Annotated in this window: 9 protein-coding genes; 3 read left to right on the forward strand and 6 right to left on the reverse strand. The window is 68.0% G+C overall.

Annotated elements, in window-relative coordinates; genetic code table 11:
• Positions 1-28 precede the first annotated feature (28 nt).
• The 4 genes from ACFTWF_RS03965 to ACFTWF_RS03980 all read right to left on the reverse strand — a co-directional run bounded on the left by ACFTWF_RS03965 (position 29) and on the right by ACFTWF_RS03980 (position 6408).
• Positions 29-1711, reverse strand: coding sequence for a (2,3-dihydroxybenzoyl)adenylate synthase (locus ACFTWF_RS03965; protein ID WP_378459969.1), 1683 nt, complete (start codon positions 1709-1711; stop codon positions 29-31).
• Positions 1708-3816: an acetate--CoA ligase family protein gene (locus ACFTWF_RS03970; RefSeq protein WP_378459970.1), complete on the reverse strand. Its 2109-nt coding sequence runs from the start codon at positions 3814-3816 to the stop codon at positions 1708-1710. Before ACFTWF_RS03970 ends, ACFTWF_RS03965 begins: the two co-directional genes overlap by 4 nt.
• On the reverse strand, positions 3813-5516 hold the full coding sequence (locus ACFTWF_RS03975; protein ID WP_378459971.1) for an FAD-dependent monooxygenase: 1704 nt from the start codon (positions 5514-5516) through the stop codon (positions 3813-3815). Before ACFTWF_RS03975 ends, ACFTWF_RS03970 begins: the two co-directional genes overlap by 4 nt.
• 94 nt (positions 5517-5610) lie before the next feature.
• Positions 5611-6408, reverse strand: a complete 798-nt coding sequence (locus ACFTWF_RS03980; RefSeq protein WP_378459972.1) for a PaaX family transcriptional regulator C-terminal domain-containing protein — start codon at positions 6406-6408, stop codon at positions 5611-5613.
• Between the two features lie 199 nt (positions 6409-6607).
• On the opposite strand from ACFTWF_RS03980, the gene ACFTWF_RS03985 reads away from it, so the two are divergent.
• The 3 genes from ACFTWF_RS03985 (at position 6608) to ACFTWF_RS03995 (ending at position 10342) form a co-directional block, all read left to right on the forward strand.
• Entirely contained in the window at positions 6608-7945 is a 1338-nt protein-coding gene (locus ACFTWF_RS03985; protein WP_378459973.1) for an MFS transporter, read from the forward strand.
• Positions 7946-7971: 26 nt separating this feature from the next.
• Complete coding sequence (locus ACFTWF_RS03990) at positions 7972-8706, forward strand: alpha/beta fold hydrolase (RefSeq protein ID WP_378459974.1); 735 nt, start codon at positions 7972-7974, stop codon at positions 8704-8706.
• 502 nt (positions 8707-9208) lie between these two features.
• Positions 9209-10342, forward strand: coding sequence for an MBL fold metallo-hydrolase (locus ACFTWF_RS03995; protein ID WP_378459975.1), 1134 nt, complete (start codon positions 9209-9211; stop codon positions 10340-10342).
• A 156-nt stretch (positions 10343-10498) separates the two neighbouring features.
• Here ACFTWF_RS03995 and dmpG read toward each other — a convergent pair whose 3' ends face one another.
• Together dmpG and ACFTWF_RS04005 are read right to left on the reverse strand one after the other, a co-directional pair.
• Positions 10499-11509 (reverse strand): 4-hydroxy-2-oxovalerate aldolase, encoded by a 1011-nt coding sequence (gene dmpG / locus ACFTWF_RS04000; protein WP_378459976.1) that lies wholly within the window; start codon positions 11507-11509, stop codon positions 10499-10501.
• The gene (locus ACFTWF_RS04005) at positions 11506-12489 is read right to left on the reverse strand and encodes an acetaldehyde dehydrogenase (acetylating) (RefSeq protein WP_378459977.1); all 984 of its coding nucleotides are present in this window, start codon (positions 12487-12489) and stop codon (positions 11506-11508) included. Before ACFTWF_RS04005 ends, dmpG begins: the two co-directional genes overlap by 4 nt.
• Positions 12490-12493 lie beyond the last annotated feature (4 nt).

Consider the following 12493-nt stretch of genomic DNA (forward strand, 5'->3'; position numbering starts at 1 on the left):
AGAGTGTCAGGCTCCTTCGGCGGACGTGTTACGAGGTGGCGTTTTCCTGTGCCAGGCGCTGGCGGATGTCCTCACGCATGGCCTTCTTGTCGATCTTGCCGACCTTCGTTGTGGGCATCTGGTCGACCAGGACCAGGCGCTCGGGCAGTTTGAATCGGGCGACGCCGGCCTCGTTCATGACAGTGACGACGTCGTCGAGAGTGAGTGCGTAGCCGGGCGCGAGAGTGACGTACAGGCAGAGCTTTTCGCCCAGATTGGGGTCGGGCATCGCGACGGCGGCGGCCATCTCGACGCCGTCGATCTGGTAGGCGAAGTTCTCGATTTCCTCGGCGGAGATCTTCTCCCCGCCCCGGTTGATCATGTCCTTGTCGCGGCCGGCGACCACCAGGTTGCCATCGGGACGCCGCACCACGATGTCGCCGCTGGCGTACCACCCGTCGGCGGTGAACGCCTTCGCGTTGTGTTCGGGGGCGCGGAAGTAGCCGCGGGGGGTGTAGGGACCGCGGGTCAGCAGGGCTCCCGGGGTGCCGTCGGGAACCGGGTGCCCGACCTCGTCGACGACGGCGATCTCGTCGGCCTCGCTGACCGGCCTGCCCTGGGTGTTGGTGATGATCTCCGGGTCGTCGTCGAGCCGCGTCATGTTGATCAGTCCCTCGGCCATGCCGAACACCTGCTGCAGGCGGGCGCCGAGGACGGGTTCGACGCGGGCGGCGAGTTCGTCGGGCATGCGGGATCCGCCGACCTGCAGTACGCGCAGGGTGCTGCCCGTCTTGGTGTGGTGCTCGCGCTGGTATTCGATCCAGGTCTGGGCGACGGCCGGAACGACGGTGGCGACGGTGACGCCCTCGGCGTCGATGGTCCGCAACGCCCGTTCGGATGCCGGGGACGGCAACATGACGGTTCGGCCGCCGGCGAACAGCGCACCGAGGATGCCCGGACACGCGAGCGGGAAGTTGTGACTGCTCGGCAGCGCGCCGAGATAGACCGTGTCCGAGTCGAATTCGGTGACCTCGTTGCAGCGGAGAATGTTGTACACGTAGTCGTCGTGGGTGCGGACGATCAGCTTGGGCAGTCCGGTGGTGCCGCCGGAGAGCAGCAGGCAGGCGACGTCGGCGCCGGTGGGGTCGTAGTCGGCGTCGGCGAACCGAACGGGGGTGGTCATTGCGGCGTCGAGTGCGCGTTCGGGTGCGTGCCGTGCCGCGTCGGTCGACAGTTCGCCGTGGACGAGGACGGTGTGGATGGTCGGGACGTCGGCGGCGACCTGCTGGGCGATCCGGCGGAGGTCGGTGTCGCGGTCGGTGTCGGCGACGACGATCGCGGTGGCCTCGGACAGCGAGGCCAGGTGGGTGAGTTCGTGCCGGCGGTGGGCGGGCAAGGCCATCACCGGGATCACACCGATGCGGAAACACGCGAGCGTGAGGGCGACGAATTCCCACCGGTTGGGCAGTTGCAGCACGATCCGGTCGCCCGGCGCGAAGTCGAGGTCGAGGAGGTACTGCGCGCAGGAGGCGGCCGCGTCCCACAGTTGCCGGTACGTGAGCCGGGTGGTCCCGTCGACGAGGGCCTCGTCGTCGGGTCTGTGCTCGACCTGCTCGGCGATGCGGGAGCCGATCGACACTCCTTGCCAGTAACCGGCCTTGCGGTAGCGGTCGGCTATCTCGCCGGGCCAGGGCACGACGCCCTCGATGGACAGCGGGGTGCGGGTGCTCACGGCTTCTCTCCTTCGACTGCGTTGCCTCGGGCCGGTGTCGGCACGATGACCGCGTCGAGGGCGGTCAGTCCGGTCGGTGTCAGGCGCAGCGGGTTGATCTCGATGTCGCTGATCGCGGGATGGTCGGCGAGGTAGCGGGCGACGGTGACGGCGAGGTGCGCGAACTCGTCGCGGCGCAGGACGGGACCGCCACGCCAGCCGTCGAGCAGTGGGGCGCATTGCAGGTCGTCGAGCATGGCGGCGGCCGCTGTCCGGGTGACGTCGGCGCTGCGGATGGCGACATCGCCGATGGCCTCGGCCGCGGTGCCACCGAGTCCGGCGACGACGATGGGGCCGAACACCGGGTCGCGGCGCGCACCGAGGAACAGGTCCACCCCGGACGGAGCCATGCTCTCGACGAGATACGCGGGCGCATTGATGGCGTCGAGTGCGTCGAGCGCGACGTCGAGTTCGTCCGCGCTCCGGATACCCAGGTGGACGCCACCGATCTCGGTCTTGTGCAGCACGGCGGAGTCGAGGATCTTCACCGCGACGGGCAGCGGCAGTTCCGCGAGAGCCTGGTGCGCGGCGGGGCGGTCCGCGCACACACGCCGGGGTGGTGTGCCGATCCCCAGCGCGTCCAGCAGGTCTTTGGCGGTGGCCTCGTCGGCGGGGAGTGCGATGGCCGGTGCCACGGTCGGAGCGGTGGGCGCGGTGTCGGTGGTGCGCAGGAAACGACTTCGTGCGTCGTGGACGAGCGCACCGACGCCGGTGGCGAGGGCGGTCGGGCTCGGCAGTACCGGGACCCCGAGAGCGGCGGCCGCAGCGCCGGTCTTGCCCACTGCCTCGCCGGGACCGCCGATGCCGAGGACCACGGGCACCCGGGTGTGTACTCCGGAGGCGCGGACGGCGTCGGCGAGGTCGAGGGCGTCGGGTTCGGCCAAGGCGTAGACCGCGAGGGCGTCGATCGCGGCGTCGGCGGCCGTGGTCGACAGTACGGCGCCGAAGGAGGCGCCGGGCCGACCGGTGTCGACGGGATTTGCCTGGAACGTCAACGGCGGCAGCAGCTCCGACAGACCCGCTTGGGTCGCCTCGGTGAGAGTCGGCACCTGCACGTCCTGCGCGAGCAGTTCGTCGAGGATCATCAGCGCGGGGCCGGCCTGGGCGGTGACGAGACCGACTCCGGGAGCGGCGGAGGCGGGCAGTCGGGTGTGGCTGAGGACGGCGAGCGCGTCGACGAGTTGCTGTTCGGTGTCGACGACCACCGCGCCGGCCTCGGCCAGCAGCGCCCGCGTGGTCTTCCACGACGTGGCGAGTGCGCCGGTGTGCGATTCGGAGAACGCGGACACGTCGCTGCGGCCGACGACGATCGCCACGACCGGCTTGTGCGTGGTGATGTTGCGCACCGCGGCCAGAAGAGCGCGACCGTCGTCGACGGATTCGACGTGCAATGCGATCGCGGTGATCGAGGGATCGTCGCGGAGATAGTCGAGGACGTCGACGTTGGTCACGTCGACGCTGTTACCCAGTCCCACACCGAGTCCCACGCCGACACCGTGTTCGGACAGCAGGAACGAGAGGGCATGATTCATGCCACCGCTGGCGGCGACGACGGCGACGGTACCCGTGGTGATGTGCTCGACCGTGGGAACGAAACTCACCGTGGTGCTGCCGGGACGGAAGAATCCGGAGGTGTTGGGTCCGAGCAGGCGGATGCCGGTGTCGGCGACGATCTGGGCCAGCTCGTTCTGCAGCGCGATGCCGTCAGGTCCGGCCTCGGCGAATCCGCCGGAGCAGATCAGCGCGGCACCGACTCCGCTGTCCGCCGCGTCCCGCAGTGCAGCGGGCGTGGCGGAAGCGGGGATGCAGAGGACGGCGAGGTCGATCGGGGTGCCGTGCGTGTCGGCGGCGTCTCGGAGCGATCCGAACAGTCCGTCATCACCGCTGCTCTTCGGGTTGACCCCGTACGCGCTCACGGAGCCGTCGCTGCCGCGAGTGATCGCGTCGAGCATCACCGAGCCGAGTTTTCCGGACGAGGCGGATGCTCCGACGACGGCGATCGACGTCGGCGCGAGGAGTCGGTCCAGACGTGTATTCGTCGGCGCGGGAACGTGAGTCAATGTCATTTCGCCACCTCGGCGGAAGTGAGGACACGCGCGTGCGCGTCGGGGGCGGGTTCGAAGGCAACGGCATCCGCGCGACCGGACAGGATCAGCGTTGCGGCGCAGTCTTGTTCGTCGACCGCGCGGCGGGCGCGCAGAGACGAGGGCTGGTCGACCACGACGACCGGGATGCGGTGCTCGAACCGGATGCGTTCGGCGCACAGCACACGGGAGAGGGCGGTTCCGCCGCGGACGGCGACGGCTATCGGCCGCAGGGCACACAGCTCGTCGATGTCGGCGCGGGTGTCCTCGTCCAACGACGTCCGGTCTGCGTCCGGAGCGGTGAAGATCGCCGCCACGTCCGGATCGCCGGGCGACGTTCCGGCGGCCACGGTGGTGGTTCCGTCGCTGAAACACAGTGCATCATCGGAGAACTCGGTGATCTGGAGCAGCCGGGAACCGAGCGTGCGGGTTCCGATCGCCAGACGGGTGTCGACGGGTCCGGCGCCGTATCGAGCGCTCCACGCCCGTTCGGCATCGGCGACGAATCCGGGGTCGCGCACCCGCATCTTCTCGGCGGAGATGGCGCGGCTGAAGAAGTGGAATCCGAACTGCCAGGAGTCGAGTGCGCGGTAGTACTCGCCGAAGTGGTCCCACCAGGACAGGCTCGGCATCGCAGAATCCTGGATCTTCGCGACCTGCGGGCGCCGGATGTCCTCGAAGGCGGCCAGGGCGGTGTCGAGGTCGCGGTGCGCGGCGACGGCCTGGGCGAGGACGGCGGCGTCTTCCATGGCCATCTTGGTGCCGGAGCCGACCGAGAAGTGGGCGGTGTGCACGGCGTCGCCGAGGAGGACCACGGGGGTGCCCTGGGCGGCGCGGGTGTGCCAGTGCCGGGTGCGGCGGGTACGGAAGTTCGCCCACCGGGAGTTGTTGGCCACCAGCGGATGTCCGGCGATCTCGTCGGCGAACAGGTCCTCCAAGTAGCGTTGCGTCATCAGGTCCGACTCCCCGGGCGGAGCGGACATGTCGAAGCCGTCCAGGCCCGCGCGCCGCCATGTCGCCTCGTCGGTCTCGACGATGAACGTGCTCAGGTCGGAGCCGATGGGGTAGGCGTGCACGGCGAAGTTGCCGTGCTCGGATTGCTTGTGCAGGAAGGTGAGGCCGTTGAACTGGAAGGTGGTGCCGAACCAGATGAACTTGATCTCGGCCTCGTCGACCGAGTGCCCCAGACGATCCAGAAATTGCCCGCGTGCTGCGGAGTTCGTGCCGTCCGCGGCGACGATCAGGTCGTACTCCCCGGTGGCGTCGAGGGCGTCGACGTCCACCGTGGTCGAGTAGTGCAGCCGCGCCCCCAGTTCGGTGGCGCGGTCCCGCAGTGCACCGAGCAGGACCCGCCGGTGCACGGCGGACATGCCGTTGCCGCCTGCGGACGTCGTCGCGCCCTTGCTGCGGACCTCGATGGCGTCCCAGTGCCGGCCGTGCTCGGCGAGGGCGTCGCGCAGCACCGGGTCGACGCGATCGACGTTGTCGAGTGTGGCGTCGGAGAAGACGACGCCGAATCCGAAGACGTCGGATTCGCTGTTGCGCTCGAAGACGTCGATCGTCGAACCCGGGACGGTGTGCGCGAGCGCGATCGCGGAGAACAGTCCGCCCGGCCCGCCGCCGATGCAGGCGACTCGCAGTGGTGCCGCTTCAGGCGACGAATTCTGATCTGGGATGGACATCAATGTCGGCCCCTCGTGTGACGGTGGCCCGGATCTCGGGCGAACTCTCTCACTCGATTATGTGACATGCAACTTTGATGAGTCAAGAAATTTGTTACATATCTTCGGCGGCGTGGGCGACGAATCTCTCCGCACCCGGGCGAAGTGTGTCGTGGCATTCGGTGAACACCTCGTGGGCGACGCGGCCACGCCACCCGGTGGGCAAGAGCGATTCGGGCAGGTCGGGGTCGCGGAAAGGGTATTTCCGGTATTCCTGGATCAGCTTCATGCGTTCGACCAGCGCCTCGCGGTCGCTCAGCCCGCGGCGATACCGGGCCAGTCGCGGTTGGAACTCCTCGATGAATCCCTGGTAGTCGGCACCGAGCTCGCTCAGGTCCCAGCATCGCTCCGCGATGAGCCGGTCGCTGGGAAGGCCCGAGGTCTGGCTGCGCAGGAACTGGATGTGCAGCTCGTCGTCGCCGGAGAGCATTTCCCGGAGCTGCTTTTCGCGGTCGTGCGGCGAGAACCACGCGGCGCCGCCGTGATGGCCGAAGCCCCACCAGGTCAGCGCCGTTTCGATGCGTTTACGCTGCTCACGGCTGCAGCCCGACTCATCGACGAGCGCCTGCGTCCACACCCGATCCCAGTCGTCGAGGTGGCGTTCGAAGATGCGGGCGCGGCCGTCGTCGAGGAGGCGCCAGCTCTTGTCGTTGAGTAGATAGGACACCTCGCGGCCGTCCTTCGTCGAGTCGAACCACCCGTCCTTGCGCAGTCGGGTCATCACCACCCGCACGGTGGCCGGTTCGACGTCGAAGACGCCCATCAGCTCGGTCAGCGCGCCCAGCTTGGCCGCGCCGCCGGTGTACCGGAAGTACTCGCCGTACAGGTCGAACACGAGTGCCCGTGGTCGCATGTGTGCCATCCCTTCGCCCGTGATCGAAATCCTCGACCATGTAAATGTGTCATTGCTATTGACATGCTATCGAATCGTGTCACATAGTGACAGAGCTCACGCATCCTTCCGTGGCTTCACGGCCCACCGGTCCGCACCCACGAGTGCGAACGAACTTCCCGGCATCGCCTCCACACACCGACATTCCCGGAGGAAACAGTTGACACCCCTGACCTCATCCGCCCCCGGCGCCCCGCGTTCGAGCGCCTCGATCGTCGCGCTCTGCTTCGTCATCATCGTCTACGACGGATACGACCTGGTCGTCTACGGCGCCACCGTTCCGTCGCTGCTCGCCTACGAGCCGTGGCACCTCGATGCCGGCCAGGTGGGTGCGATCGGTAGCTACGCACTGGTCGGCATGCTGCTCGGCGCACTGCTGTCGGGATGGCTGGCCTCGCGGATCGGCGCCCGCGCCATCGTGCTCGGCTCGCTCATTTCCTTCTCGGTACTCATGGGCCTCACCGCGATCGCACCCAACCCCGAGGTATTCGGTCTGCTGCGATTCCTCGGTGGCCTCGGGCTCGGCGGTGTCGTGCCCACCGTCATCGCCCTGACCGTCGAATACTCGCCGCCCTCACGCCGTCAGTTCAACAACGCGCTCATGTACAGCGGGTACTCCGTCGGCGGCATGCTCTCCGCCCTGGCCGCACTGGCGCTGCTCCCGGAGAACAGCTTCCGGGTGATGTACGCGCTCGGTCTGCTGCCGCTGATCACCATCGTCCCCCTGGCCTGGCGGTACCTCCCCGAATCTGCCGCCTTCCTGGTCGGCAAGGGTCGGACGGGCGAAGCGCGGGCGCTAGCCGCAAGATTCGGCATCGACCTCCCCGCGCCCTCGGCTACCACGTCGAACGGAAGCATGGCGGCGCTGGTGACCGGGCCTCGCCGGATCCCCCTGCTCCTTCTCGTCATCGCCTCGTTCTGCGGGCTGCTCCTGGTCTACGGGGTCAACACGTGGTTGCCGAACATCATGCGCCAGTCGGGCTACTCCCTGGGGAGCTCACTGAGTTTCCTGGTGGTGCTCAACCTCGGAGCCATCGTCGGCGCACTCGCCGCATCGCGGGCCGCCGACCGATTCGGCAGCAAACCGGTGACCGTCGCGTCGTTCCTGCTCGCGGTGGGAGCCATCCTCGCGCTGGGCACGGGGCTGCCGGTGATCGCCGCCATGGCGGTCGTCGCGGTCGCCGGCCTGGGCACCGTCGGCACCCAGATCCTCGTCAACGGCTACGTCGCGACGTACTTCGGTGAGAACGAGCGCGCCGCCGCGCTGGGCCTGTCGCTCGGGCTCGGCCGGGTCGGAGCCATCGTCGGGCCGATCCTCGGCGGCTGGATCGCGTCCTCCGCCCTCGGCGTCGAATGGAACTTCTACACCTTCGCGGCGTTCGCCGCCGTGGGCTGCCTTGCCGTCGCCCTCGTCAGCCGTTCGACTTCCGGCCCACGCCCGTCGAACGCCACCGCCGATGCACGGGCAGCGGCGCCGGCGACACCCGAACGACTCTGATTCCACCCATCACGACAGGAGAGATCATGTCCACAACCTTCGTACTCGTCCACGGTGCCTGCCACGCGGGCTGGTCGTGGCGCCCGGTCGCCGAGTATCTGCGCGCTCAGGGACATCGCGTGTACATGCCGACCCTCCCCGGGCTCGGCACCGAGGACCGGCGGTCCGACATCCATCTCGCCGACACCGTCGACTACCTCGTGGACTACGTCGAGAAGCGAGATCTCACGGACGTCGTCCTGGTCGGACACAGCTGGGGCGGCTTCCCCGTCTCCGGCGCGTCCGTGCGACTCGCCACCCGCATCTCGCGGCTGGTCTACTGGAGCGCGTTCGTGCCGCACAGCGGCGAGTCGCTGATCGATCTGTGCCCACCCGCCTATGGGGACATGTTCCGGGCGTCGGCGAGTGCCTCCACCGACAACTCGGTGATGTTCCCGTTCGAGGTGTTCTGCGCGGCCTTCATGCAGGACGCCTCCCCCGAGGCCCAGCGCGTCCTCTACCCGCTGCTCGAGCGTCAGCCCTTCCACACCATGAACGAATCACTCGACCTCGACGAGTGGGAACGCCTGCAGCTGCCCTCCACCTACGTGCTGTCCAAGGATGACTTCGCCCTCCCGCCAGGGGAATTCGGTTGGGCGCCGCGCTTCCCGGACAGACTGCCGGCGGGTTCCCCTCTGATCTACACCCCCGGCAGCCACGAAGCCCAGCTCACCCAGCCGGAGCCGCTCGCCGCCGCCCTCGTCGAGGCCGCGAACGGCTGAGGCTATTCGCGCAGTCCTCGTTTGCGGCGCACGCCAACGTCGTCGAGACCAGTGCCGTCAAGGTCGACCCGGACGCACCGCTCGCTACCCTCGCCCCGCTCGCTACCCTCGCCCCGCTCGCTACCCTCGCCACGCTCGCTACCCTCGCCCCGCTCGCTACCCTCGCCCCGCTCGCTACCCTCGCCCCGCTCGCTACCCTCGCCCCGCTCGGCTGCGGTCTGCAGACCACCCCCGGCGCTGTACTCAACGACCTACGTCCGGCGCCGGGGACCTCCCTGGTGGTGTTCGGGACTGATCATCGGCCGGGACTTGGATGTGATCGGTGTGGGAGCGCGCCGAAGTGGGGACTGACCAAAAGCGCCTGAACCCACGTCCTCCCGCTCCCTATCCGAGAAGCGAATTCGCGTGCCCTACCTTCATCGATTGGAATACCAACATGTGCGATATCGCCGGTCCACTCGCCGGAATCTCCCGTCGCTCCTTCGTTCAGGCGGCACTCGCCATGACCAGTGCGGCCGTAGCATCCACCACGTTGAGTGGGTGCACGGAGGATGGCGAAGTTGCCACCTCGGCCGGGGCGACAAATTCTGCGAGCAGTGCAGCCGACTTTCGGACACGACTCGTGTTGCTGGGGACAGCTGCTGGCCGGACGTGGTGGGGTGGCTCGGAGCGGAAGGGGATATCTACTGCTGTCGTGGTGGAGGACTCGGTATACCTGGTCGATTTCGGGGAAGGGTGGGCGAGGCGGTACCTACAGGCAGGGCTAGGGAGGCAGGAAGAGTTCCACGGCCTCGAGCGACTCGAAGCTGCCTTCGTTACCCACCTTCATTCCGACCACATAGTCGACTACCCGAACATCCTGACGTTCGGATCATCCGACGGCTTGGCGAACCGTCCAAAGCCGCTTCAGGTCTTCGGACCGGGTCCCCGCCCCTCACTCGTACCGCTCGGCAACTCACGTGCCCCGGAGCCGCCCGTTATCAACGCGACGAATCCGACACCGGGCCTGCGCGATACCACCGAATACCTGTACCAGGCCTTCTCGAACGATCTGAACGACAATATGCGAGACAGCCTCAAGCCCGACCCCCACTCTCTGATCTCGGTTCGCGATATCGAACTTCCGGCCGGGGTCGCCGTCGATCCAAACGACAATGTGGCACCGCGTATGGCGCCGTTCCGGATATTCGAGGACGAACGGGTACGAGTCAGTGCCACCTTGGTCGATCACGCACCGGTGTTCCCGGCGTTCGCGTTCCGCTTCGATACCGACGACGGATCGGTTGTAATATCCGGAGATACGAACGCATGCGAGAATCTCGTCGAACTTGCCAGGGGCGCTGACATTCTCGTCCACGAGGTGATCGACATTGCTTGGGTTAGAGGACTCTTTCCGGACCCGCCCAGTCCGGCGCAGCAAGCGAAGATCGATCACCTCGTCAACTCGCACACCCCGATCGAGGACGTCGGGAAAGTGGCTGAACGTGCGGGTGTGCGGACGCTCGTGCTCTCCCATCTGGCGCCGGCGCACAATCCGCCCGAACGGTGGCTCGAAGCGAAAAACGACTTCTCCGGCGAGATCCTCGTCGGAGAAGACTTGATGGAACTCGGCGTCGGAGCTGGACGGAAGAACTGATCTCGAGACTCGCGGGCGAACGCGCTCGCCGATCGTGGCCCTCGCCGAGATCAGCATCCTCGAGGCCGCCATTTCCGACACCCGTGCACGACGACACGTGGGTTCTTTTGCAGAACACCCGATGCGGTAGCTCGACTCACTACCGAATCGGGGACCTCATTTCGCGGCGATCAGGTCGAGGGCGATGTCGACGATGAGGTCTTCCTGCCCGCCGACGAGGCCGCGTCGGCCGACTTCGAGGAGCAGGGTGCGGACGTCGATGCCGTATCGCTGGGATGCGGTTTCGGCGTGCCGGAGGAAGGACGAGTAGACGCCCGCGTAGCCGAGGGTGAGGGTTTCGCGGTCGACGCGGACCGGCCGGTCCTGCAGGGGCCGGACGAGATCGTCGGCGGCGTCCTGAAGGGCGAACAGGTCGCTGTTGTGCTTCCAGCCCTGCAGGTCGGCGACGGCGATGAACGGTTCGATCGGGCAGTTGCCCGCACCGGCGCCGTGCCCGGCCAGGGACGCGTCGACCCGGGTGACGCCTTCCTCCACCGCGACAACGGAATTGGCGACCGACAACGACAGGTTCTCGTGGGCGTGAATGCCGATCTCGGTGGCCTCGTCGAGCACGCCGCGGTAGGCCCGAACCCGTTCGCGGACACCGTCCATGGTCAGGCGACCGCCGGAGTCGGTGACGTACACGCAGTGCGCGCCATAGGATTCCATCAGCTTGGCCTGCGCGGCGAGTTCGGCCGGGCCGGTCATGTGGCTCATCATCAGGAAGCCGGACACGTCCATGCCGAGCTCGCGGGCCTTCCCGATGTGCTGGGCGGAGACGTCGGCCTCGGTGCAGTGGGTGGCCACGCGGACGGACCGCACACCCAGACGGTAGGCCTGCTCGAGTTCCGCGATGGTGCCGATGCCGGGCAGCAGCAGCGTGGTCAGCCGGGCGTGGGTGAGGTTGGCGGCGGCGGCCTCGATCCATTCCCAGTCGGTGTTGCTGCCGGGACCGTAGTTGAGGGAACCGCCGGCGAGTCCGTCGCCGTGCGCGACCTCGATGCCGTCGACACCGGCGGCGTCGAGGGCGGCGACGATCTTTCCGACGTCGTCGGGGGTGATGCGGTGGCGGACCGCGTGCATGCCGTCGCGGAGGGTGACGTCCTGGATGAACAGTTGGGTGGTCATCGGGTGGCTCCCTGTGCTGCCGCCGGGGCGGCGATCGTGTCGGCGATGCTTTCGGCGTAACGCACGGCGGCCGACGTCATGATGTCGAGGTTGCCGGCGTAGGCCGGCAGATAGTGCGCCGCTCCCTCGACCTCGAGGAACACCGACACCTGGTGGGTGGGGGCGGCGGGGTCACCCGACGCGAGCAGGGTGTGGACGGGCTGGCCGTCCGGGACGGGCGTGATCTGGACCTTCTGCTTGAGCCGGTAGCCGGGCACGTAGGACGCGACGTGCTCGACCATCGCCCCGATCGAGTCGCGGATCGCGTCGTGGGTGCCCGGGTCGGGGTCCGAGATCAGGCACAGGACCGTGTCGCGCATGATCAGCGGCGGGTCGGCGGGGTTGAGGATGATGATGGCCTTGCCGCGGTGCGCGCCGCCGACGGATTCGATGGCGTGCGAGGTGGTTTCGGTGAATTCGTCGATGTTCGCCCGGGTGCCCGGGCCCGCCGACTTCGACGCGATGGACGCGACGATCTCCGCGTACGCGACAGGTGTCACCCGGGAGACGGCGGCGACGATCGGGATGGTGGCCTGACCACCGCAGGTGACCATGTTGACGTTGGGGGCCAGGCGGTGTTCGTCGAGGTTGACCGCAGGCACCACGAACGGGCCGATCGCGGCCGGGGTGAGGTCGACCAGCCGCTTGCCGCGCGGTTCGAGCAGGGCGGCGTTGGCGGTGTGCGCCTTCGCGGAGGTGGCGTCGAAGACGACGTCGATGTCGTCGAAGTTCGGCAACTCCAGCAGACCCTGGACGCCGTCCGCGGTCGTGGGGACGCCGAGCCGGCGGGCGCGGGCGAGCCCGTCGGAGTCGGGGTCGATGCCGACCATCGCGCCCATCTGCAGGACGTCGGAGTGGCGGATCACCTTGATCATCAGGTCGGTTCCGATGTTGCCGGATCCGATCACCGCGACGGTGACCTTGCGGGGGCTCTCGCTCATGGTT

This window comes from Rhodococcus sp. NPDC056960 (assembly GCF_042674125.1).
Taxonomy (GTDB): domain Bacteria; phylum Actinomycetota; class Actinomycetes; order Mycobacteriales; family Mycobacteriaceae; genus Rhodococcus_F.